The following is a 23959-nucleotide window of genomic DNA, read 5'->3' as shown; positions in this document are numbered from 1 at the left end:
TCGCGACGCATCGCACGCGGGTAAGCGACAGCACAGACAGCACGGCCGCGGGCCGTGCGAGACGAGAGGACGGACCGTGGCGGATCGCCTGGTCGTGCAAGGCGCACGTGAGCACAACCTGAAGGGCGTCGACGTCGACCTGCCCCGAGACAGCCTGATCGTCTTCACGGGTCTGTCCGGATCCGGGAAGTCGTCGCTCGCGTTCGACACGATCTTCGCGGAGGGACAGCGCCGCTACGTCGAGTCGCTGTCCGCCTATGCGCGCCAGTTCCTCGGTCAGATGGACAAGCCGGACGTCGACTTCATCGAGGGCCTCTCCCCGGCGGTGTCGATCGATCAGAAGTCCACCAACCGCAACCCCCGCTCCACCGTCGGCACCATCACCGAGGTGTACGACTACCTCCGTCTGCTCTACGCCCGCGCCGGCACCGCTCATTGCCCGCAGTGCGGTGAGCGCATCGCGAAGCAGACGCCGCAGCAGATCGTCGATCAGGTGCTGGACATGGAGGAGGGCCTGCGGTTCCAGGTCCTCGCCCCCGTGGTGCGGACGCGCAAGGGCGAGTTCGTCGACCTGTTCGAGCAGCTGAACACGCAGGGCTACTCCAGGATTCGTGTCGACGGCACGGTGCATCAGCTGACCGACCCGCCGAAGCTGAAGAAGCAGGACAAGCACGACATCGAGGTCGTCGTCGACCGCCTGACGGTCAAGGCGTCGTCGAAGCAGCGATTGACCGACTCGGTCGAGACGGCGCTCCGCCTGGCCGACGGCATCGTGGTGCTCGACTTCGTCGACCGGGACGAGGGCGCGGCCGACCGCGAGCGACGCTTCTCCGAGCGGCTCGCGTGTCCCAACGGCCACGCGCTGTCGATCGACGAACTCGAGCCGCGGTCGTTCTCCTTCAACTCGCCCTACGGCGCGTGCCCGGAGTGCGCGGGACTGGGAGTCCGCAAGGAGGTCGATCCGGACCTCGTGGTGCCGGATCCGGACCTGTCCCTCGCCGACGGTGCCATCGCCCCGTGGTCGATGGGGCAGACGTCGGAGTACTTCGGTCGACTGCTCGGCGGCCTGGCCGACGCGATGGGATTCGACATCGACACCCCGTGGCGCAAGCTCCCGGCGAAGGTGAAGCGTGCGGTCCTCGAGGGCAGCGAGCACCAGGTCCACGTGCGCTACAAGAACCGCTACGGGCGCACGCGGTCCTACTACGCGGAGTTCGAGGGCGTCATGCCCTTCCTGCACCGCCGCATGGATCAGACCGAGTCCGACGCCATGAAGGAGCGGTACGAGGGCTACATGCGGGAGGTCGCCTGCCCGGTGTGCGACGGTGCTCGCCTCCGGCCGGAGATCCTGTCGGTGAGCATCACGGCCGGTGACTTCGGAGCGCTCTCGATCGCGCAGGTCTGTGCGCTGTCCATCGCCGACTGCTCCCGGTTCCTGAACTCGCTGACCCTCGGGACCCGCGAGGAGGCGATCGCCGGCCAGGTCCTCAAGGAAATCCAGGCGCGTCTGGGATTCCTGCTCGACGTGGGCCTCGAGTACCTCACGCTCTCGCGCGCGGCCGGCACGTTGTCCGGCGGTGAGGCGCAGCGCATCCGGCTGGCCACGCAGATCGGCAGCGGCCTGGTGGGCGTGCTGTACGTGCTCGACGAGCCGTCCATCGGCCTGCACCAGCGCGACAACCGGCGCCTGATCGACACGCTGACCCGTCTGCGCAACCTCGGCAACACGCTCATCGTCGTCGAGCACGACGAGGACACCATCCGCACCTCGGACTGGGTGGTCGACATCGGCCCCCTCGCGGGCGAACACGGCGGCCGGGTCGTCCACAGCGGCACCTACAAGGAACTGCTCGAGAACACGGAGAGCCTGACCGGCGCGTATCTCTCCGGTCGGTCCGCCATCGCCGTTCCCGAGGCGCGACGCGCCGTCGATCCGAAGCGCAAGGTGACCGTCGTGGGTGCGCGTGAGCACAACCTGCAGGGCATCGACGTGAGCTTCCCGCTCGGCGTCCTCACCTCGGTGACCGGGGTGTCGGGATCCGGCAAGTCGACGTTGGTGAACGACATCCTGGCCACCGTCATGGCCAACAAGCTCAACGGTGCCCGTCAGGTGCCCGGTCGGCACACCCGCATCAACGGCCTCGACCAGCTGGACAAGCTGGTCCGCGTCGATCAGTCACCGATCGGTCGCACGCCGCGGTCGAACGCGGCCACGTACACCGGCGTCTTCGACAAGATTCGGACCCTGTTCGCGGCGACCACCGAGGCCAAGGTGCGCGGATACCAGCCGGGACGATTCTCGTTCAACGTCAAGGGCGGTCGGTGCGAGGCCTGCTCCGGAGACGGCACCCTCAAGATCGAGATGAACTTCCTGCCCGACGTGTACGTCCCGTGCGAGGTGTGCCACGGGGCGCGCTACAACCGGGAGACCCTCGAGGTCCACTACAAGGGCAAGACCATCGCCGAGGTGCTGAACATGCCCATCGAGGAGGCGGCGGACTTCTTCGAGCCGATCACCTCGATCCACCGCTACCTCAAGACTCTGAACGAAGTGGGCCTGGGCTACGTCCGTCTCGGTCAGCCGGCCACCACCCTGTCCGGCGGCGAGGCCCAGCGCGTGAAGCTGGCCGCGGAACTGCAGAAGCGGTCGATGGGCCGCACGGTCTACATCCTCGACGAGCCCACCACCGGGCTGCACTTCGAGGACATCCGCAAGCTGCTGCTGGTGATCAACGGGCTCGTCGACAAGGGCAACACGGTCATCGTCATCGAGCACAATCTCGACGTCGTGAAGACGTCCGACTGGGTCATCGACATGGGACCCGAGGGCGGGTCCGGCGGCGGGACGATGGTCGCCGAGGGCACGCCCGAGGACATCGCGGCGACGCCGGAGAGCTACACCGGGAAGTTCCTGCGCGAGGTCCTGGACCAGGCGCCGCCGGCGTCGCCCGCCCCGCGGACCCGCCGGAAGCGCAAGCCCGTCGGGGTCTGACCCCGCCCCTCCGCAGTGGTCAGTGAACGGGCCCGGTGTACTTCTCGCCGGGCCCGGCGCCCGGCGCGTCGGGGTGCGCGGACTGCTCGCGGAACGCGCGCTGCAGCGCCTGCAAGCCTTCTCGGATGGGGCCGGCGTGCGGGCCGAGGAACTCCACCGACGCGGTCACCAGTCCGGCGAGGGCGGTGATGACGCGTCGGGCCTCGTCCAGGTCGAGATGGGGGCTGTTCTCGGGATCCTCGTCGGAGAGGCCGAGCTTCTCCGCCGCGGAACTCATGAGCATCACCGCGGAGCGGCTGATGACCTCGACGGCCGGAACGTCGGCGAGCTCTCGGACCGTCGTGGGTCCGGCGTCGGAGGGCTCGGAGGAGGGGGCGGAGGAAGTGCCGTTGTCGGCCGCGTCGCTCATGTCCTCACCTTCTCACGCGGCGCCGAGCCGGGTCGGGGGAGGGAACGGCCCCGCGTGCGGGGCGCCGACGCGATTCGGACGAGAGTCCTCCGGGTGCTATCGTTGCCGTACGACCGCCTTCAGGTGACCAGTTCGCCCGGAGGCCGCAAGTGGAGTCCGTCTCCCACCTCTGTTCGGTTCGCCGTTCAGTGGTCCGGTCCGTTGCACTTCGGTGTGCGACGTCGATTCCGTGTCGACGTCGTCGAGCGTGAGCTCGGGTGGGCCGGTCGGTACCGGACCCCGCTGTCCACGAGAGATCGTGGCCACGGGGTCTTTCGCGTCGATGGGCCCGAGCAGTGCTCGGGAATATCTCACCGGCTCGGGGTGTCGACGGAAGGCGAGGCGCACTGGCGCCGGTCCGGCACAGTCCGTCACCGCACTACCGAGGAGGCCCCATCAGCACTGAGACTCGCATCAACGATCGCATCCGCGTTCCCGAGGTCCGACTTGTCGGACCGGGTGGAGAACAGGTGGGGATCGTGCGTGTTGAAGATGCGCTACGCCTGGCTCTGGAGGCCGATCTCGATCTGGTCGAGGTCGCCCCCGATGCCCGTCCGCCGGTCTGCAAGATCATGGACTACGGCAAGTTCAAGTACGAGGCAGCGCAGAAGGCTCGTGAGTCGCGCAAGAACCAGCAGCTCACGGTCATCAAGGAGCAGAAGCTCCGCCCCAAGATCGACGATCACGACTACGAGACGAAGAAGGGCCACGTGGTCCGCTTCCTCGAGGCCGGCTCGAAGGTGAAGGTCACCATCATGTTCCGCGGACGCGAACAGTCGCGCCCGGAGCTGGGTTACCGCCTGCTGCAGCGTCTGGGTGCAGACGTCGCGGAATTCGGGTTCGTCGAGACGTCCGCGAAGCAGGACGGCCGCAACATGACGATGGTTCTGGCTCCGCACAAGGGCGCCAAGACTCGCGCGAAGGCCGCCGAGCAGTCGCAGGCACGTCCGGCAGCTCCCGCTGCCCCTCCCGCTTCACCCACACCGGGCGCGTAGCGCGCCCCGGTCCGTACACGGTCGACCCACACGCTCGGATGTCGGTCGACGCAACACAGAACTGAGGATTCATGCCCAAGTCGAAGACGCACAGTGGTACGTCGAAGCGATTCAAGGTGTCGGGTAGCGGAAAGATTCTGCGCCAGAAGGCCGGTCGTCGCCACCTGCTCGAGCACAAGTCCTCGCGTGTCACCCGCCGTCTGGACGGCAAGGCCGTCGTGAGCGCGAACGACGTTCCCCGCGTCAAGCGGCTGCTCGGTCTCTGACACCCTCCCACCCGGGCCGTCCCACGGCCCCAGATCGACAAGGATTCACCAGTGGCACGCGTCAAGAGGGCGGTCAACGCCCAGAAGAAGCGCCGTTCGATTCTCGAGGCGTCCAGCGGTTACCGCGGACAGCGCTCGCGTCTGTACACCAAGGCGAAGGAGCAGCAGCTCCACTCGCTCACCTACGCCTACCGGGACCGCCGGGCGCGCAAGGGTGACTTCCGCAAGCTGTGGATCACGCGTATCAACGCGGCGGCCCGCGCCAACGACATCACCTACAACCGCTTCGTCCAGGGCCTGAAGATCGCGGGTGTCGAGGTCGATCGCAAGATCCTCGCCGAGCTCGCCGTGTCCGACGCAGCGGCGTTCACCGGCCTGGTCGAGATCGCCAAGGCCGCGCTGCCCGCCGATGTGAACCAGCCGGGAGAGGCAGCCTGACCGGCTTCCCCGACAGCTCCACGCGACCCGCGGCTCCGCTCACCGAGCGGACACCGCGGGTCGTGTCGGCTGTGAAGCTCCATCGCGGTGCCGAGCGCCGACGATCGGGAACGTTTCTCGCCGAGGGTGAGAACGCCGTCGTCGAGGCGGTCGCCGCGGGTGTGGCCCAGCGGCTGTTCGCGACGCAGCGCTGGTTCGAGCGCGACGGGGGACCGATCGCGTCCGCTCGCGCTGCCGGCGTGCCCGTCGACCTGATCACCGACCGCGCTGCCGCCGCATTGTCCGACACGGTGACCCCGCCCGGGCTGATCGCGGTCGCACGATCGGTTGTCGTGGGCGTGGCCGACGCCGTGGCCGCGGGGCATCGGCTGGTGGCGGTTCCCGTCGAGATCGCCGAGCCGGGCAACGCCGGCACCCTCCTGCGGGTGGCGGACGCGGCGGGGGCCGACGCCGCCGTGTTCGCCGGAGACAGTGTGGACCCCGAGAACGGCAAGGCCGTGCGAGCGTCCGCGGGCAGCCTGTTCCATCTCCCCGTCGCGCGGGAACGGTCGGTCGAGGCGGTGCTGGACACCGTGCGCGGCGCCGGTCTCACGATCGTGGCGACTACCGTCGACGGCGAGGTGGACCTCGACGACGCCGACGACCTGCTCACCGGTCCCACCGCGTGGCTCTTCGGCAACGAGGCCCATGGGCTGTCCGCCGAGGTGGCCTCGGCCGCCGATTACCGAGTGTCGATCCCGATCCACGGCCGCGCCGAGAGTCTGAACCTGGCGACGGCCGCCACGCTGTGTCTCTACGCCAGCGCTCGCGTCCATCGCCGCGGACGACCGTGACGGATTCCGGTCCGGTCCGACCCATCGCCTAGGATTTCCCCCCGACGGAACCTGCTCGGGCGGGCCGCACAGCGATCGCCGTCCGACGGCGGTCGAGACGAACGGAGACAGTCGACGTGGAGCGGGACGAGAGCGCGGACCAGGGCGCGGGTCGAGACGCGGCTCGAGACGACGCCCGGCTGCTGACGGACGATGCGCTCGACGGCGCGGTCGCCGAGGCGCGGGCCGCGTTCGCCGCGGCGGGTGACCTCGATGCACTGACCGAGGCGAAGACCGCGCACATCGGCGCCAAGGCGCCGCTGGCGTTGGCCCAGCGAGCCCTCGGCCAGCTGCCGAAGTCGGATCGCGCGGACGCCGGCAAGAAGGTCAAACTGGCGCGGGACCGCGTCAAGGAGGCGCACGACGCGCGCCGCGAGGTGCTCGCCGCCGAACGCGACGCCGCCGCTCTGGTGGCCGAGGCCATCGACGTCACTCTCCCGTCGGTCCGTCGCCCCACCGGAGCGCGCCACCCCATCACCGTCATCGCGGACCAGGTGTCGGACGTGTTCGTCGCGATGGGATGGGAGGTGGCCGACGGCCCGGAGGTGGAAGCCGAGCACTTCAACTTCGACGCCCTGAACTTCCTGCCCGACCACCCGGCTCGGACCATGCAGGACACCTTCCACGTCGCCCCGGAGGGATCCCGTCAGGTTCTCCGGACCCACACCTCGCCCGTGCAGGTGCGGTCGATGCTCGAACGCGAGCTGCCGATCTACGTGGTGTGCCCCGGCCGTACCTTCCGGACCGATGAACTCGACGCCACCCACACGCCCGTCTTCCACCAGGTGGAGGGGCTCGCGGTGGACAAGGGGCTGACCATGGCGCATCTGCGCGGCACTCTCGACGCGTTCGCCCGCGCCCTCTTCGGCCCGGAGACGCGAACGCGCATGCGGCCCAACTACTTCCCGTTCACCGAGCCGTCCGCGGAGGTGGACGTCTGGTTCCCGCGCAAGAAGGGCGGGGCCGGCTGGGTCGAGTGGGGCGGCTGCGGCATGGTCAACCCCAACGTCCTGCGGGCGTGCGGAGTCGATCCCGAGGTCTACAGCGGTTTCGCGTTCGGCATGGGCCTGGAGCGCACCCTGCAGTTCCGCAACGACATCCCGGACATGCGCGACATCGTCGAAGGCGACGTCCGCTTCGGTCTGCCGTTCGGCGTGCAGGGCTGACCCTCTCGGTCCGTACGCTTCCGATCCACGCTTCACCCGAGTCACGAAAGCGAGCCCCCGCCGTGCGCGTTCCCCAGTCCTGGTTGACCGAGGTGGTCTCCAAGGCCGCTCCCGGATGGCAGGTGTCCGCCGACGAACTCGACGCCGGGTTCGTCCGGGTGGGCTTCGAGATCGAGGACGTGCTGCCGCTGCCCGAGATCACGGGTCCGTTGGTGATCGGTCGGGTGGAGTCCATCGAGGAGCTCACCGAGTTCAAGAAGCCGATCCGGTTCTGTCTGGTCGAGGTCGGCGAGGCGGAGCCGCGGGGCATCGTCTGCGGTGCGCGCAACTTCGCCGTCGGCGATCTGGTGGTCGCGGCGCTGCCCGGGTGCGTGCTGCCCGGCGGGTTCGCCATCGCGGCGCGGCAGACGTACGGCCGGACGTCCGACGGCATGATCTGCTCGGTCTCCGAGCTGGGTATCGGCTCCGACCATTCCGGCATCCTCACGCTGCCCGCCGACACGCGCGTTCCCGGCAGTGATGCCGTCGTCGCACCGGGGGCCGACGCTCGTGCGGTGCTGGGCACGGACGACACGGTCTTCGACGTCAACGTCACACCGGACCGCGGTTACGCCCTCAGCGTGCGCGGTCTCGCGCGGGAACTCGCCTGCGGTTTCGACCTCGACTACGCCGACCCGGCGGACGCCCGGCACCCGGTGGTGCCGGCGGCCGCCGCGGACGGTCCCGCGTGGGAGGTCGATCTGCGTGCGGAGTCCGGCGCGACCCGATTCGCCGCCCGCCGCGTGGTCGGCATCGATGCGGGCGCACGGTCGCCGTGGTGGCTGCAGCGGCGGCTCCTGCTCGCGGGGGTCCGGCCGATCTCCGCGGCGGTCGACGTCACCAACTACGTCATGCTCGAGCTGGGTCAGCCACTGCACGCGTTCGACGCGGCGGCGTTGCGTGGGGCGCTGGTGGTACGCCGTGCCGCGGCGGGGGAGACGCTCCGCACCCTGGACGACGTCGAGCGGACTCTCGACCCGGAGGACGTCGTCATCGCCGACGAGTCGGGTGTCGTCTCGCTCGCGGGCGTCATGGGCGGTGCGTCCACCGAGGTCTCGGACGCGACCACCGACGTGGTGCTCGAGGCGGCGATCTGGAGCCCGCTCGCGGTCTTCCGCACGGCTCGACGGCACAAGCTGCCCAGCGAGGCGAGTCGACGGTACGAGCGGGTCGTCGATTCCGCGCTTCCGGTGCGGGCGCTCGATCGGGCGGCGTCGCTGCTGGTGTCGATCGCCGGTGGCCGGGTGGAGTCGACGTTGACCGACGTCGGAGCGGCCGAGTCCTTCCCGCCGGTGCGGATGGAACTGGATCGTCCGGATCGGGTCGCCGGGGTTCACTACCCCGCGGGCACCTCGGTCCGCCGCCTGTCGCAGATCGGATGCGAGACGCAGGTCGAGGTGTCCGAGGCCGGGCGCGGCGTCCTGGTGGTGACGCCACCGACCTGGCGACCGGATCTGACGCAGGCGGCGGATCTGGTCGAGGAAGTGCTGCGGCTGGAGGGCCTCGAGAACATCCCGTCCGAGCTTCCCGCGGCCCCCGCCGGGCGTGGGCTGACACCCGTGCAGCGGCGTCGTCGGGCGATCGGCCGGGCGTTGGCCTACACCGGGCACGTCGAGATCCTGAATCCGGTGTTCCTGCCCGCGGGTGTCTTCGACGTGTGGGGTCTGCCGTCCGACGACACCCGGCGGGTGACCACCACGGTGCTCAATCCGCTCGAGTCGGATCGTCCCGCGCTGGCCACGACGCTGCTCCCCGGCTTGCTGGAAACATTGCAGCGCAACGTCTCTCGCGGCCAACGCGACCTGGCGCTCTTCTCGATCGCCCAGGTCGTGCTGCCGGGTGAGGGAACCCGTCCCGTCGAGGCGCTGGCGGTGGACCGTCGGCCGACGGAGGAGGAGATCGCCGCGCTGACCCAGTCGTTGCCCGTCCAGCCCGTCCACGTCGGCGTCGTGCTGACCGGTGCGGTGACCGCGTCGGGTCCGTGGGGTCCCGGGCGACCGGCCGAGGCCGCGGACGCGTTCGCGGCCGCGCGGACGGTGGCCGACGCGTGCGGGGTGGACCTCGAACTGCGGGCGGCGCAGCACCTTCCGTGGCATCCGGGGCGGTGCGCGGAACTGGTGGTCGACGGCGTCGTGGTCGGTTATGCGGGGGAGTTGCACCCCGGGGTGGTCGAGCGGGCGGGTCTGCCGCCGCGAACCTGCGCCGTCGAGGTGAATTTGGATGCGATCGAGGTCCGGGAGGTGCTGCCGTCTCCGACGGTCTCGCCGTTCCCTGCGGTGCTGCAGGACGTCGCGGTGGTCGTCGATCGCGCAGTGGCGGCCGCGGACGTGGAGCGGGCGTTGGTCGACGGAGCGGGCGAGTTGTTGGAGGACATCCGGCTGTTCGACGTCTTCACCGGTGATCAGGTGGGGGCCGAGCGCAAGTCCCTGGCGTTCGCGTTGCGGTTCCGGGCACCGGACCGCACGCTCACCGAGGACGAGGCCAGTGCCGCGCGCGACGCGGCTGTCGCGGCAGCGGCGTCGGCCGTCGGCGCGCAGCTGCGGTAGCCGCCCCGTTTCGGATGAGCTTGCATGGTGGTGCATAATCATCACATGACCACCGCACGGACGATCGCCGTCGCCGGAGCGAGCGGCTACGCCGGGGGAGAGATCCTCCGGCTGCTGCTCGGGCACCCTGGCTATCGCGACGGGAGCCTGACGCTCGGCGCGCTCACCGCCGGCGGGAACGCCGGCACGCTGCTCGGACAGCATCACCCGCACCTGGTCCCGCTCGCCGATCGCGAGCTGAGCGACACCTCGTCGGAGCGGTTGGCCGGACACGACGTGGTCTTCCTCGCCCTGCCGCACGGCAAGTCCGCGGAGATCGCCGCAGCGCTGCCCGAGTCGACCCTGGTCGTCGACTGCGGGGCCGACTTCCGTCTCACCGACGCCGCTGCCTGGGACCGCTGGTACGGCGGCGAGTACGCCGGTCACTGGCCCTACGGCCTCCCCGAGCTCCCCGGCGCGCGGGCCACGCTGTCCACTGCGACCCGCATCGCGGTGCCGGGGTGCTACCCGACGGCGTCGACGCTCGCGATGGCGCCGGCGGTGGCCGCCGGCATCGTCTCGCCCGACGTCACCGTCGTCGCCGTCAGCGGCACGTCGGGTGCGGGCAAGTCCGCTCGGGTCGACCTGATCGGCTCGGAGGTCATGGGCTCGGTCCGGCCGTACGGCGTGGCCGGCGCGCACCGGCACACCCCCGAGATCGCCCAGAACCTCGGGGCCATCGCGGGTGCCGAGGTGGCTGTCTCGTTCACCCCGGTGCTGGCCCCCATGCCGCGCGGGATCCTCGCCACGTGCTCCGCCCCCACCACCGCGACCGCCGAGCAGGCCCGCGCGGTGTACGAGGAGTTCTGCGCCGGCGAACCGTTCCTGCACCTGCTGCCGGAGGGGTCGTTGCCGCAGACCGGGTCGGTGATCGGGTCCAACGCCGTGCAACTCCAGGTGGTCGTCGACGCGGACGCCGGCCGACTGATCGCCTTCGCCGCGATCGACAACCTCACCAAGGGCACGGCCGGTGGCGCCGTGCAGTCCATGAACCTCGCCCTCGGCCTCCCCGAGACCGACGGGCTCTCGACCGTGGGAGTGGCGCCGTGACCGCACAGCCCGGAGTCCTGGTCCGCACCCAGGGTGTGACCTGTGCGGCCGGGTTCCGCGCCGCCGGCATCGCGGCCGGGATCAAGGCCAACGGCAAGCCCGACCTCGCGCTCGTGCTCAACGAAGGCCCGGATCATGCGGCGGCGGGGGTGTTCACCACCAACAAGGTCAAGGCCGCGCCCGTGCTGTGGTCGCAGCGGGTGCTCTCGTCCGGCGCGCTGCGCGCGGTGGTCCTCAACTCCGGCGGCGCCAACGCCTGTACCGGGGCACCGGGGTTCCAGGACACCCATCGCACTGCCGAGCACCTCGCCGACGTGCTCAGCGACTGGGGCACCGAGACCGGGGCGGGGGAGATCGCGGTCTGCTCCACCGGCCTCATCGGGGATCGGCTCCCGATGGACGCCCTGCTCGCCGGCGTCACCGAGATCGTGCACGAGCTCGCCGGCGGTATCTCCGGCGGCACCGACGCGGCGCACGCGATCATGACGACGGACACCGTCCCCAAGCAGGCCGCTCTCCACCATGCCGACGGCTGGAACGTCGGCGGCATGGCCAAGGGCGCCGGCATGCTGGCTCCGTCGCTGGCGACGATGCTGTGCGTGGTGACCACCGACGTCGTCGCCACGCCCGAGCAGCTCGACGCCGCTCTCCGGCACGCGTCGTCGCGGTCGTTCGACCGACTCGACGTCGACGGCGCCACGTCCACCAACGACACCGTGCTGCTGCTCGCCTCGGGTGCCAGCGGGGTGTCGGCGACGCAGGAGGACCTCGACGCCGCCGTGCTCGCGGTGTGCGACGACCTCGCCGACCAGCTCATGGCGGACGCGGAGGGGGTGACCAAGCGCGTCACCGTCACCGTGCGGGGCGCCCGCAGCGAGGACGACGCCGTCGTCGCGGCTCGGGTGATCGCCCGCGATTCGCTGGTCAAGACGGCGCTCTTCGGCTCGGACCCGAACTGGGGCCGGGTGCTCGCGGCCGTGGGGACGGCGCCGGTGGACATGGAGCCCGACCGCATCTCGGTCTCGTTCCAGGGTCGGCCGGTCTGCGTCGACGGGATGGGTGCACCCGGCGCGCGCGAGGTCGACCTCTCGGCGACCGACATCGCCGTCGACGTCCACCTCGGTGTCGGCGACGCAGCCGCGTCCATTCGCACGACGGACCTCTCGCACGGGTACGTCGAAGAGAACTCGGCGTACTCGTCGTGACGGGATCGACGGGGTCGGCCGGAGTCAGTGTGCAGCCGGGGTCGCTCGGGGCCGCCGAGACGGCGCGCGTGCTCGCCGGCGCCCTGCCGTGGCTGCAGCGGTGGTCCGGGCGGATCGTGGTGGTCAAGTACGGCGGCAACGCGATGGTCGACGACACCCTCAAGGCCGCCTTCGCCGCGGACATGGCGTTCCTGCGCACGGTGGGCGTGCATCCCGTCGTGGTGCACGGTGGTGGCCCGCAGATTTCGGCGATGCTCACCCGGCTCGGACTCGCCGGCGAGTTCCGCGGCGGCTTCCGCGTGACGACGCCCGAGGTCATGGACGTCGTTCGCATGGTGCTGTTCGGCCAGGTCGGCCGCGAGTTGGTCGGTCTGATCAACGCGCACGGACCGTACGCGGTCGGCATCTCCGGTGAGGACGCCGGACTGTTCACCGCGACGCGGCGGACCGTGCAGGTGGACGGCGTGGCGACGGACATCGGGTTGGTCGGCGACGTCACGAGCGTGAACCCCGACGCGGTGCACGATCTCATCGATGCCGGACGGATCCCGGTGGTCTCCACCATCGCTCCCGATGCGGACGGCGTGGTGCACAACATCAACGCGGACACCGCCGCGGCTGCTCTCGCCGAGGCGCTGGGCGCGGAGAAGTTGGTGATGCTGACCGACGTGGAGGGCCTCTACACCCGCTGGCCGGACCGCAGCTCGCTCGTCTCCGAGATCGACACCGCCTCGGTGGAGCAGCTGCTGCCGACCCTCGACGCCGGCATGGTGCCCAAGATGGAGGCCTGTCTTCGTGCCGTGCGCGGTGGCGTGCCGAGCGCGCACGTCGTCGACGGCCGGACCGAGCACTCGGTCCTGCTCGAACTGTTCACCGGAGAAGGGATCGGAACCATGGTGTCCGACACGACGCGGGTGGTCCCGTGACCGCCACCGAGCAGCTCCAGCACCGCTTCGCGGACGCGCTGATGAACAACTACGGCCTGCCCCGCGTCGCCCTGGTGCGCGGCGCGGGCGCCGTGGTGACCGACGCGGACGGCAAGGACTACGTCGACTTCCTCGCGGGCATCGCGGTCAACATCCTCGGCCACGCGCACCCGGCCGTCGTCGAGGCGGTGACGACGCAGCTCTCGACCCTCGGGCACACCTCCAACCTCTACGCGTCCGAGCCCTCCGTCGCCCTTGCCGAGCAGCTCCTCCACCACCTCGGTCACGCGCCGGGCACCGATGCGCGCGTGTTCTTCTGCAACTCGGGCACGGAGGCGAACGAGGCCGCGTTCAAGATGGCGCGGCTCACCGGCCGCCCCGGCATCGTCGCCGCGGAGAAGGCCTTCCACGGCCGCACCATGGGCGCACTGGCGCTCACCGGTCAGCCGGACAAGCGCACGCCGTTCGAGCCGCTGCCGGGCGGAGTCACGCACGTGCCCTACGGGGACGTCGCCGCGCTCGACGCCGCCGTCGACGAGACCACCGCCGCCGTGTTCCTCGAACCGATCATGGGCGAGGGCGGCGTCGTCGTTCCCCCGGACGGGTACCTGGCCGCCGCGCGGGAGATCACCGCCGCACGGGGTGCGCTGCTCGTCCTCGACGAGGTCCAGACCGGTATCGGCCGGACCGGCTGGTTCTACGCGCATCAGCGCGACGGCATCGTGCCCGACGTGATCACCCTGGCCAAGGGCCTCGGCGGCGGACTGCCCATCGGCGCCACCATCGGAATCGGCCGCGCGGCCGAACTGCTCACGCCGGGCAAGCACGGGACGACGTTCGGGGGCAACCCCGTCTGCGCCGCCGCGGCGCTCGCCGTGCTGCGGACGATCGACGAGGACGATCTGCTGGCCCGGGCCGACCGGGTGGGCAAGTCCCTCGCCCACGACATCGAGAACCTCGGGCACCCCCTGGTGGATCACGTCCGCGGCGCGGGTCTGCTGCTCGGCGTGGTGCTCACCGAGCCGGTCGCACCCGAGGTCGAACGGCTCGCGCGCGACGCAGGGTTCCTCGTCAACGCGGCTCAGCCCGACGTCGTCCGGCTGGCGCCGCCGCTGATTCTCACCGACGACCAGGCCGCCTCGCTGGTGGCCGCACTCCCGGCGGTCCTCGACGGGGCCGCCGCATCGAAGGAGGCAGCGCAGTGACGCTCCGACACTTCCTGCGTGACGACGACCTGAGTCCGGCCGAGCAGGCCGAGATCCTCGCTCTCGCAGCAGAACTGAAGAAGAACCCGTTTTCCCGACGGCCGCTGGAGGGGCCGCGCGGCGTCGGCGTCATCTTCGAGAAGAACTCCACCCGGACCCGATTCTCCTTCGAGATGGGCGTGGCGCAGCTCGGCGGCCACGCCGTGGTCGTCGACGGACGCAGCACCCAGCTCGGCCGGGAGGAGACCCTGCAGGACACCGGGCGTGTCTTGTCTCGATACGTCGACGCCGTCGTCTGGCGCACCTTCGGGCAGAAGCGGCTCGAGCAGATGGCGACGGGTGCCTCCGTGCCCATCGTCAACGCCCTGTCCGACGAGTTCCACCCCTGCCAGGTACTGGCCGACCTGCAGACCATCGCCGAACGCAAGGGCGATCTGGCCGGGCTGCGGCTGTCCTACTTCGGTGACGGCGCCAACAACATGGCGCATTCGCTGATGCTCGGCGGTGTCACGGCGGGCATGCACGTCACCGTCGCGGCCCCGGAGGGCTTTCTGCCGGACGCCGACGTCCTCGGGGCGGCCACCACGCGCGCCGCCGAGACGGGCGGGTCGGTGACGGTCACGTCCGATCCGATCGCGGCCGCCACCGACGCGGACGTCCTGGTCACCGACACCTGGACGTCGATGGGTCAGGAGAACGACGGGCTCGATCGCGTCGGTCCGCTGCGGCCGTTCCAGGTGAACGAGGACCTGCTCGCGCGGGCCGCGTCCGACGTGCTCGTCCTGCATTGTCTCCCCGCGCACCGCGGGGAGGAGATCACCGACACCGTGCTCGACGGGCCGCACAGCGGCGTCTGGGACGAGGCCGAGAACCGCCTGCACGCGCAGAAGGCGGTGCTGGTGTGGCTGCTGGAGCAGGCGCGGTGACGTCCCCCGCCGCGGCGCCCGAACCCGAGTCCCGTGGCCCGGTCACCGCGTCCACGCGCGCCGGCCGTCAGGCGCGCATCGTCGCGCTGCTGGGCGAGCACCAGGTGCGGTCGCAGCCCGAGTTGCAGCACCTGCTCGCCGCCGAGGGCATCGAGGCCACGCAGGCCACGCTCTCGCGCGATCTCGACGAGCTCGGCGCCGTCAAACTGCGCGGGGCCGACGGCGGTCCGGGGGTCTACCTGGTACCCGAGGACGGCAGTCCCGTTCGCGGCGTGTCCGGGGGAACGGGACGGGTGTCGCGCCTGCTCGGCGAGCTGCTGGTGTCCACCGACGCCAGCGCCAACCTCGCCGTGCTGCGGACGCCGCCCGGCGCCGCGCACTATCTCGCCAGCGCGCTGGACCGCGCGTCGCTGCCCGACGTCGTCGGGACCGTCGCGGGGGATGACACGATCTTCGTGATCGCCCGCGAACCACTCACCGGACGCGACCTCGCGGACCGCATCGAACATCTCGCGCACTGACGTTCCGCGACCACGGAACACGCGCACCGAACCACGACACACAAGGAGCTCAACCTCATGGCCGAACGCGTCATCCTCGCCTACTCCGGTGGACTCGACACCTCCGTCGCCATCAGCTGGATCGGCCGCGAGACCGGCAAGGAGGTCGTCGCCGTCGCGATCGATCTGGGCCAGGGCGGTGAGGACATGGACGTCGTCCGCCAGCGAGCCCTGGACTGCGGCGCCGTCGAATCCGTGGTGGTCGACGCCCGCGACGAGTTCGCGGAGGAGTACTGCCTGCCGACCATCCAGTCGAACGCCCTCTACATGGACCGCTACCCGCTGGTCTCGGCGATCAGCCGCCCGCTGATCGTCAAGCACCTCGTCGACAACGCGCGGGCCCACGGTGGCACCGTCGTCGCGCACGGCTGCACCGGCAAGGGTAACGACCAGGTGCGCTTCGAGGTCGGCTTCAACACCCTCGCGCCGGAACTCGACGTGCTGGCGCCGGTGCGCGACTACGCCTGGACCCGGGAGAAGGCCATCGCGTTCGCGGAGGAGAACGCGATCCCGATCAACGTCACCAAGAAGTCCCCGTTCTCGATCGACCAGAACGTGTGGGGGCGCGCGGTGGAGACCGGCTTCCTCGAGGACCTGTGGAACGCGCCGACCAAGGACGTCTACGACTACACCGAGGACCCGACGGCCAACTTCACCGCGCCCGACGAGCTGGTCATCACCTTCGACAAGGGCCGTCCCGTGGCCATCGACGGCCGCCCGGTGTCGGTGCTGCAGGCCATCCAGGAGCTCAACACGCGCGCCGGCAAGCAGGGCGTGGGCCGCCTCGACGTGGTCGAGGATCGCCTGGTGGGCATCAAGAGCCGTGAGGTCTACGAGGCCCCCGGCGCCATGGTGCTCATCCGGGCGCACGAGGAGCTCGAGCACGTCACGCTCGAGCGCGAACTGGGCCGCTACAAGCGCCACACCGATCAGAAGTGGGCCGAGCAGGTCTACGACGGTCTGTGGTTCTCCCCGCTCAAGGGCGCGCTGGACACCTTCGTGCAGCACACCCAGCAGCACGTCTCGGGCGAGATCCGCCTGGCCCTGCACGCCGGGTCCATCGTGGTGAACGGACGCCGCTCGGGTGAGTCGCTCTACGACTTCAACCTCGCGACGTACGACGCCGGCGACACCTTCGATCAGTCGTCCGCCAAGGGATTCGTGCAGTTGCACGGTCTGTCGTCGAAGATCGCGGCGCGTCGTGACCGCGGCGCCGTCGGCGCGCAGGGACAGTCGGACCTGTGACGGACCAGCCGACCGGCGCCGTCGGGCACGGCACCAACACGGGCGCCCTGTGGGGCGGCCGGTTCGGGTCCGGGCCCGCGGCGGCCATGGCCGCCCTGAGCAAGTCCACCCACTTCGACTGGGTGTTGGCGCCGTACGACGTGCGGGCGTCGAAAGCTCATGCGCGGGTGCTGAATTCAGCCGGTCTGCTGACCGCGCCGGACCTCGAGGCGATGCTCGCCGGACTGGACGCGCTGGCCGCCGACGTGGACTCCGGCGCCTTCGGGCCGGCCGAGTCCGACGAGGACGTGCACGGCGCGCTCGAGCGGGGGCTGATCGACCGCGTCGGCCCGGAGCTGGGTGGCCGGCTGCGGGCGGGGCGCTCGCGCAACGACCAGGTGGCCACGCTGTTCCGCATGTGGCTCCGCGACGCCGTCCGCCGCGTGTCGCTCGGTGTGTTGGACGTCGTCGACGCGCTGGCCGGACAGGCCGCGGCGCACCCCGATGCGGTGATGCCCGGCAAGACGCATTCGCAGGCGGCGCAGCCGGTCCTGTTGGCTCACCACCTGCTCGCGCACGCCCACCCGCTGCTTCGCGACGTCGAGCGGTTCCGTGACTTCGACCGTCGAGCGGCGGTGTCTCCGTACGGATCCGGTGCCCTGGCCGGGTCCTCGCTCGGTCTGTCTCCGGAGAAGATCGCCGCCGAACTGGGCTTCGACGAGTCGGCCGAGAACTCGATCGATGCGACCAGCTCCCGCGACTTCGCCGCGGAGGCCGCGTTCGTCCTCGCGATGACGGCGGTGGACCTGTCGAGACTCGCCGAGGAGATCGTCTCCTGGAGCACGCCCGAGTACGGCTACGTCACGCTCGCGGACGACTGGTCGACGGGGAGTTCGATCATGCCGCAGAAGAAGAACCCCGACGTCGCCGAACTGACGCGCGGCAAGACCGGTCGACTGATCGGAAATCTCGCCGGCCTGCTGGCCACGCTCAAGGCCCAGCCCCTGGCCTACAACCGGGACCTGCAGGAGGACAAGGAGCCGGTGATCGACTCCGTGCTCCAGTTGGACCTGCTGTTGCCGGCGTTGACCGGTCTGATCGGCACCCTGGAATTCCACACCGACCGCCTCCGGGATCTCGCGCCGGCCGGCTTCACGCTGGCAACGGACATCGCCGAATGGCTGGTGCGTCAGGGGGTTCCGTTCCGGCACGCCCACGAGGTCGCCGGTGCCTGCGTGCGGGTGGCGGAGGAGTCCGGCGTCGAGCTCGACCAGCTCACCGACGAGCAGTTCGCCGCGATCGACCCGGCCCTCGGTCCCGAGGTGCGGAGCGTGCTCACCGTCGACGGATCGATCGCGTCGCGAGACAGCCGTGGTGGCACGGCGCCGGTCCGGGTCGCGGAGCAATTGGCTGGTGTTCGGGCGCGTGCAGCCCGGTTGCGGGAGTGGCCCGACGCCTGATCCGGCGGAGTCCGGTGGGGACGTCGTGCCCGTGTGAGACGCTGTGATTCGCCCGTGACGGCCCACCGTCGCGGGTCGTGATCGGTTCGGTGGGTGAGTGGTTCGGTGACTGAGGAGTGCAGGTGCTGGGTTTCGACACCGGGTCCGTGACGACGTCGCTGCGGCGTGTCGTCGCCACCGCGCAGAACGGCCTGGAGGTGCTCCGTCTCGGCGGACTGGAGACGGACGCCGTCCCGTCGCCGTTCACCGTGGTCGCCCGCGATTCGATGTACCGGCTGCGGCGCTACTTCGCCGACGAGAGTCCGTCCGGCCCGCCGGTGGTCTTCGTGCCCCCGATGATGATGGCGGCGGACGTCTACGACGTGACCCGCGACCAGGGGGGAGTGGGCCTGCTCCACGCCGCGGGGATGGATCCGTGGGTGGTCGACTTCGGCTCGCCCGCGACCGAGGAGGGTGGCTGGAACCGCACTCTGACCGACCACATCGTGGCCATCAGCGAGATCGTCGACCTCATCGCCCGCGAGACCGGTCGCGACGTGCACCTCGCCGGTTACTCGCAGGGTGGGATGTTCTGCTATCAGGCCGCGGCCTACCGCTCCAGCCGCAACATCGCCAGCATCATCACCTTCGGCAGTCCCGTCGACACGCTCGCCGCACTCCCACTGGGCATTCCGGCGGGGGTGGCCACGCGCGGCGCCGAATTCCTCGCCGAGCACGTGTTCACACGACTCGCGGTGACCGACTGGATGGCGCGCACCGGATTCCAGTTGTTGGACCCGGCCAAGACCGTGAAGAGCCGGATCGACTTCCTGCTGCAGCTCCACGACCGAGATGCGTTGCTGCCCCGCGAATCTCAGCGCCGATTCCTTGCCATGGACGGGTGGGTGGCCTGGTCCGGCCCGGCGGTGGCCGAACTGCTGACCCAATTCGTCGTCCACAACCGCATGATGACCGGAGGGTTCTCGATTCGGGGCAAGGTCGTCTCGCTGAGCGAGCTGACCGTGCCGATCCTGGCCTTCGTGGGCGAGGTGGACGACATCGGTCAGCCTCTCGCGGTGCGGGGCATCCGCCGGGCCGCGCCGCGCGCGCAGGTGTTCGAGGCGGACCTGCGCGCCGGCCACTTCGGACTCGTCGTCGGTAGCACGGCAGCCACGCAGACGTGGCCGATCACGTCCTCGTGGATCGACTGGCGCGAGGGCAACGGACCGCGACCCCTGGAGGTCCGCGCGATGTCGTACGACGACCATCCGCCGTCGGAGAGCGGGGTGTCGGTCAGCGCGAGGCTGGTCCACACCGCGGCGACCATCGCGGAAGTAGGGGTCGGGATCGGCCGCGGCGCGGTCTCCGCCGCCGCCGGAGCGGTCCGCGGGTCCCGGGAGATCTCCACGGAGGCCGTGCGCACCCTGCCGAAACTGGCTCGGCTCGGCCAACTCCAGCCGCACTCCCCGGTGTCGATGGGTCGTCTGCTGGCCGAGCAGAACCGCCGCGCGCCGTCGGCGGAGTGCTTCGTCTTCGACGATCGCGTGTACTCGTACGCCGCGGTGAACGAGCGCATCGACAACGTCGTGCGCGGCCTGATCGCACACGGGATCCGGCCGGCCATGCACATCGGGGTGCTGATGGAGACCCGGCCGAGTGCGCTCGCGGCCGTCGCCGCCCTCTCTCGGATCGGCGCCGTCGCCGTGCTGGTGCAGCCGTCGCCGGACGTCGCCACTGCGCTGCGCCTCGGCCGCGCCGAGATGGTGATCGTCGATCCGGAGAATCTGGAGTCGGCCATCGACCTCGGCTTCGAGGTGCTGGTGCTGGGCGGAGGCGAGAGTCGTGCCCTGTCCGTCCCGACGTCCGAAGCCGTGGTCGATCTCGAGCAGGTCGATCCGAGCAGCATCGACCTCCCCGGGTGGTACGTCCCCGATCCCGGTCGGGCGCGCGAGCTCGGCTTCGTCCTGTTCAGCGGATCCGGGGAGACGCTGACGCCGAAGTTCGTCACCAACTATCGGTGGGCGCTGTCGGCGTTCGGCACGGCCGGCTCGGCGGGTCTCTCCCGTAGTGACACCGTCTACTGCCTTGCCCCGCTGCATCATTCGGCCGGGTTGCTGGTCGCGGTGGGCGGCGCACTCGCCGGTGGATCGCGCATCGCGCTCTCGCGCGGGCTGGCGCCGGAACGGTTCGCGGACGAGGTGCAGCGCTACGGCGTGACCGTGGTGTCCTACACCTGGGCCATGATGCGGGACCTGCTGGATCACCCCGACCTCCCCGAGCCGCGGTTGCATCCGATCAGGTTGTTCATCGGGTCCGGTATGCCGGTGGGCCTGTGGCGACGCACGGTCGATCGCCTGGCTCCTGCACGAGTTCTCGAGTTCTACGCCTCCACCGAGGGCGATGTGGTGTTGGCCAACGTCGCGGGCATCAAGATCGGGTCGAAGGGCCGTCCCCTGCCGGGCAGTGGACGGGTGGCTCTGGCGGCCTACGACCCCGTCACCGCGCGATTCGTCACCGACGACCACGGGTTCGTCCGCGAATGCGCGGACGACGAGCCCGGCGTCCTGTTGGGGCGCCCCGGGCTCGACGACGTCAGCGGCTCCTACATGCGCGGAGTGTTCGAGGCGGGCGACGTCTGGACCCCCACCGAGCTCATGTTCCGCCGGGACGAGGGCGGTGACTTCTGGCTGCTCGGCAACAAGAGATCGGTGGTGCTGACCGCGCACGGTCCTGTCTTCCCCCAGCCCGTGGTCGACGCGGTGTCCGGTCTCGACCAGGTCGACCTCGCCGTGACGTACGGCGTGGGTGACCCCGGCGAGCAGTGGGCGGTCTGCGCGGTGACGCTGCGTCCGGGAGCGAGTCTCGGCGCGCGGGCCGTCGGCGAGGCACTGGCCGCTCTGCCCGCGTCGCACCGGCCGGACCTCGTCCACGTGGTGGCCGAGATTCCGGTGAGCGCCGCGTTCCGGCCCGTCGACGAGGCCCTGCGCGCGGCGGGAATGCCGACACCGGGCCCCCGCACCTGGTACGCGGACGGATCGGGGGAGTACCGCCGCCTGACCAAATCGGTCGCGGCGGACCGCTACTCGACGGCGGGCGGCTCGTCCGTCGGGCGTGCAGGATCGTAGGGTGGCAGCGATCCCCGAAACCACAGGAGTTCCGATGAGTGTCGACGCCCGCCTGCACAGCATTCTGGCGTGTCCGCAGGACAAGGGTCCGCTGCTCCTGATCCAGGACGAGCTGCTCTACAACCCGCGGCTGCGCCGCATCTACCCGATCGAGAACGGCATCCCGGTGCTGCTCGTCGACGACTCCCGCGATGCCGACGACGCTCGGCACGCGGACATCCTCGCGCGCGCCGTCGAGCCGGAGGCCGTGGTCTGACCTCGGAGGCCGATCGGGACGATGCGTCGAGCACCGACCTTGCGTTCGTGCTCGGCCGATCCGATCCGGTCACCGCCGCCCGCCGCATTCTCGGCGGCGTCCTCCGCCACGGTGACGTCGCCGTGCGCATCGTGGAAGTCGAGGCGTACGGGGGTGACCCGGCCGGACCGTGGCCGGATCCGGCGGCGCACTCCTTCCGCGGACCCACGCCGCGCAACTCGGTGATGTTCGGTCCGGCCGGGCGCCTGTACGTCTACCTCAGCTACGGGATGCATCGGTGCGCGAACATCGTGTGTGCGTCCGACGGTGTCGCCGGGGCCGTGCTTCTTCGTGCCGCGGAGGTGGTCGACGGTGACGGCACGGTGGCGGTGCGGCGCGGGTCGGCTCGCGGACCCGGGCGGGCACGAGGGCCGGGGAATCTCGGCTCCGCCCTCGGCCTGACCCTCGAGCACAACGGTCTGGATCTGTCCTCGCCCGACTCCCCGGTGCGGTTCGACCTCGGTGAGCCCGTGGCCTCCGTCGACGGTCCGCGGGTCGGTGTCAGCGCGGCCGCCGACGTCCCGTGGCGCTTCTGGATCCCGGGCGATCCGGCGGTGTCCGCGTACCGGCGGAGTCCGCGCGCGCCCAGCGGAGCGGATGTGGTCGACGCGACGCCGATACGGAAGGATCGACGCCCGTGAGCATCATCGAGGAACTGTCCTGGCGTGGGCTGATCGCCCAGTCGACCGACATCGAGGCATTGACCGAGGCGACGCGCGAACCCATCACGCTGTACGCGGGCTTCGATCCGACCGGACCGAGCCTGCACGCCGGGCATCTCGTGCCGCTGCTCGTCCTCGCTCGCTTCCAGCGCGCCGGACACCGGCCGGTGGTTCTCGCCGGCGGTGCCACCGGGTTGATCGGCGATCCGCGGGACGTCGGGGAGCGGACGATGAACGCGGCCGACACCGTCGCGGAGTGGGCCGATCGCATCCGGGGGCAGCTGTCGAGGTTCGTCGACCTCGACACCGGCTCGCCCGCCGACGCGATCGTGGCGAACAACCTGGAGTGGACCGGCAAGCTCACGGCGATCGACTTCCTGCGCGACCTCGGCAAGCACTTCTCGGTGAACGTCATGCTCGCGCGCGAGACGGTGAAGAAGCGCCTCGAGTCGGACGGGATGTCCTACACCGAGTTCAGCTACATGCTGCTCCAGGCCAACGACTTCCTGCATCTGCGCCGGGAGTTGGGCTGTGTGCTCCAGGTGGGGGGCTCCGATCAATGGGGGAACATCGTCGCGGGCGTGGACCTGAATCGCCGCGTGGACGGGGCGGCCGTCCACGCGATGACGGTGCCCCTGGTCACGGCCGCCGACGGGACGAAGTTCGGTAAGTCCACCGGCGGCGGCAGCCTCTGGCTCGACCCGGAGATGACGTCGCCGTACGCCTGGTACCAGTACTTCGTGAACACCGCCGACGCCGACGTGATGCGGTACCTGCGGTGGTTCACGTTCCTGGACCGCGACGAGCTGGCCGAACTCGAGACCGCGACGGCCGAACGACCGCAGGCGCGGGAAGCCCAGCGACGCCTGGCCGCCGAGATGACGACGCTGGTGCACGGTGCAGAGAACACCGCTGCGGTCGAGTTGGCCAGCCGCGCGCTCTTCGGCCGCGGCGACCTCGACGACCTCGATCCGGGGACACTCGGCGCGGCGCTCCGCGAGGCCGGGGTGGTCGAGGTCGAGGCGGGGGAGCAGCCCACGATCGTCGACCTACTGGTCTCGTCCGGACTGTGCGAGAGCAAGGGTGCCGCCCGTCGGGTCCTCAAGGAGGGTGGTGCGTCGGTGAACAACCGGAAGATCGCCGACGAGGACTGGCGACCCGAGGCGACCGACTTCCTGCACGGCGAGTGGCTCGTGCTCCGCCGGGGAAAGAAGAACATGGCGGGGGTGCGCCGCGCCACGTGACCCGCGGTGGCCGGGGTCACAGATCGGGGAGTCGGTGCCGGGTGCCTGCGTGCACCGGAGCCGGGGCCCCCGACCTGCGACGACCCGGCGCCGGCGGTGTGTCGACCAGCGGATTTGACGCGCCGTTATCCGGCGCGTAACTTTTGTCGAGTCAGAGCGAGACGGACACGGAGTGCGAGCCGACAGGCCGCCGCCGAGCCGGTTCTGACACCCTGATCGAGTCCGGAACGAGGGTCCTTGACCCTCCGACGAGACTACGGTTAGTCTGGAACGGTTGCCCCGGATCCGGTTCACGTT

General features: G+C 70.5%; 20 protein-coding genes. 19 read left to right on the top strand and 1 reads right to left on the bottom strand.

What is annotated here, in order from left to right:
• The first annotated feature begins 76 nt into the window (after nucleotides 1–76).
• Nucleotides 77–2992 (top strand): excinuclease ABC subunit UvrA, encoded by a 2916-nt coding sequence (gene uvrA, locus RC2_RS14420; protein ID WP_068152970.1) that lies wholly within the window; start codon nucleotides 77–79, stop codon nucleotides 2990–2992.
• 19 nt (nucleotides 2993–3011) lie between these two features.
• Here uvrA and RC2_RS14415 read toward each other — a convergent pair whose 3' ends face one another.
• Nucleotides 3012–3401 (bottom strand): DUF1844 domain-containing protein, encoded by a 390-nt coding sequence (locus RC2_RS14415; RefSeq protein ID WP_222678693.1) that lies wholly within the window; start codon nucleotides 3399–3401, stop codon nucleotides 3012–3014.
• Nucleotides 3402–3787: 386 nt separating this feature from the next.
• Here RC2_RS14415 and infC point away from each other — a divergent pair, with 386 nt between their 5' ends.
• The 18 genes from infC (at nucleotide 3788) to tyrS (ending at nucleotide 23662) form a co-directional block, all read left to right on the top strand.
• Nucleotides 3788–4435 (top strand): translation initiation factor IF-3, encoded by a 648-nt coding sequence (gene infC / locus RC2_RS14410; protein WP_068105734.1) that lies wholly within the window; start codon nucleotides 3788–3790, stop codon nucleotides 4433–4435.
• Nucleotides 4436–4506: 71 nt separating this feature from the next.
• Nucleotides 4507–4701 carry a 50S ribosomal protein L35 gene (gene rpmI, locus RC2_RS14405; RefSeq protein WP_068101631.1) on the top strand — a complete coding sequence of 65 codons (195 nt, stop codon included), beginning with the start codon at nucleotides 4507–4509 and terminating at the stop codon, nucleotides 4699–4701.
• Between the two features lie 51 nt (nucleotides 4702–4752).
• Nucleotides 4753–5139 carry a 50S ribosomal protein L20 gene (rplT, locus tag RC2_RS14400; protein ID WP_068152966.1) on the top strand — a complete coding sequence of 129 codons (387 nt, stop codon included), beginning with the start codon at nucleotides 4753–4755 and terminating at the stop codon, nucleotides 5137–5139.
• 62 nt (nucleotides 5140–5201) lie between these two features.
• A complete protein-coding gene (locus RC2_RS14395) occupies nucleotides 5202–5972 on the top strand; it encodes a TrmH family RNA methyltransferase (RefSeq protein ID WP_245811129.1) in 771 nt (256 codons plus the stop codon).
• A 179-nt stretch (nucleotides 5973–6151) separates the two neighbouring features.
• Nucleotides 6152–7177: a phenylalanine--tRNA ligase subunit alpha gene (gene pheS, locus RC2_RS14390; protein WP_068152988.1), complete on the top strand. Its 1026-nt coding sequence runs from the start codon at nucleotides 6152–6154 to the stop codon at nucleotides 7175–7177.
• A 62-nt stretch (nucleotides 7178–7239) separates the two neighbouring features.
• Entirely contained in the window at nucleotides 7240–9762 is a 2523-nt protein-coding gene (gene pheT / locus RC2_RS14385) for a phenylalanine--tRNA ligase subunit beta (protein ID WP_068152964.1), read from the top strand.
• 45 nt (nucleotides 9763–9807) lie between these two features.
• Nucleotides 9808–10851: an N-acetyl-gamma-glutamyl-phosphate reductase gene (gene argC / locus RC2_RS14380; protein WP_068152960.1), complete on the top strand. Its 1044-nt coding sequence runs from the start codon at nucleotides 9808–9810 to the stop codon at nucleotides 10849–10851.
• Nucleotides 10848–12056, top strand: a complete 1209-nt coding sequence (gene argJ, locus RC2_RS14375) for a bifunctional glutamate N-acetyltransferase/amino-acid acetyltransferase ArgJ (RefSeq protein WP_068152957.1) — start codon at nucleotides 10848–10850, stop codon at nucleotides 12054–12056. The genes argC and argJ overlap by 4 nt, the downstream gene beginning before the upstream one ends.
• Before the next feature lie 29 nt (nucleotides 12057–12085).
• The gene (argB, locus tag RC2_RS14370) at nucleotides 12086–12982 is read left to right on the top strand and encodes an acetylglutamate kinase (RefSeq protein WP_068152954.1); all 897 of its coding nucleotides are present in this window, start codon (nucleotides 12086–12088) and stop codon (nucleotides 12980–12982) included.
• Nucleotides 12979–14187: an acetylornithine transaminase gene (locus RC2_RS14365; protein ID WP_068152952.1), complete on the top strand. Its 1209-nt coding sequence runs from the start codon at nucleotides 12979–12981 to the stop codon at nucleotides 14185–14187. The genes argB and RC2_RS14365 overlap by 4 nt, the downstream gene beginning before the upstream one ends.
• A complete protein-coding gene (gene argF, locus RC2_RS14360; protein WP_068152949.1) occupies nucleotides 14184–15113 on the top strand; it encodes an ornithine carbamoyltransferase in 930 nt (309 codons plus the stop codon). Before RC2_RS14365 ends, argF begins: the two co-directional genes overlap by 4 nt.
• Nucleotides 15110–15634 carry an arginine repressor gene (locus tag RC2_RS14355; protein ID WP_068152946.1) on the top strand — a complete coding sequence of 175 codons (525 nt, stop codon included), beginning with the start codon at nucleotides 15110–15112 and terminating at the stop codon, nucleotides 15632–15634. The genes argF and RC2_RS14355 overlap by 4 nt, the downstream gene beginning before the upstream one ends.
• A 57-nt stretch (nucleotides 15635–15691) precedes the next feature.
• Complete coding sequence (locus RC2_RS14350; RefSeq protein WP_068152943.1) at nucleotides 15692–16918, top strand: argininosuccinate synthase; 1227 nt, start codon at nucleotides 15692–15694, stop codon at nucleotides 16916–16918.
• Entirely contained in the window at nucleotides 16915–18357 is a 1443-nt protein-coding gene (argH, locus tag RC2_RS14345) for an argininosuccinate lyase (RefSeq protein WP_068152941.1), read from the top strand. Before RC2_RS14350 ends, argH begins: the two co-directional genes overlap by 4 nt.
• A 122-nt stretch (nucleotides 18358–18479) precedes the next feature.
• Nucleotides 18480–21461: an AMP-binding protein gene (locus RC2_RS14340; RefSeq protein WP_068152985.1), complete on the top strand. Its 2982-nt coding sequence runs from the start codon at nucleotides 18480–18482 to the stop codon at nucleotides 21459–21461.
• 34 nt (nucleotides 21462–21495) lie between these two features.
• The gene (locus tag RC2_RS14335; protein WP_068152939.1) at nucleotides 21496–21717 is read left to right on the top strand and encodes a Trm112 family protein; all 222 of its coding nucleotides are present in this window, start codon (nucleotides 21496–21498) and stop codon (nucleotides 21715–21717) included.
• A gap of 47 nt (nucleotides 21718–21764) precedes the next feature.
• Nucleotides 21765–22397 carry a DNA-3-methyladenine glycosylase gene (locus RC2_RS14330; RefSeq protein WP_068152936.1) on the top strand — a complete coding sequence of 211 codons (633 nt, stop codon included), beginning with the start codon at nucleotides 21765–21767 and terminating at the stop codon, nucleotides 22395–22397.
• Nucleotides 22394–23662 (top strand): tyrosine--tRNA ligase, encoded by a 1269-nt coding sequence (tyrS, locus tag RC2_RS14325; RefSeq protein WP_072681557.1) that lies wholly within the window; start codon nucleotides 22394–22396, stop codon nucleotides 23660–23662. Before RC2_RS14330 ends, tyrS begins: the two co-directional genes overlap by 4 nt.
• Nucleotides 23663–23959: the final 297 nt, after the last annotated feature.

Source organism: Rhodococcoides corynebacterioides NBRC 14404, from assembly GCF_001894765.1.
Taxonomy (GTDB): Bacteria; Actinomycetota; Actinomycetes; order Mycobacteriales; family Mycobacteriaceae; genus Rhodococcoides; species Rhodococcoides corynebacterioides.
Note: the sequence above shows the minus strand (reverse complement) of the source record. Positions and strands in the feature narration are given on the sequence as shown.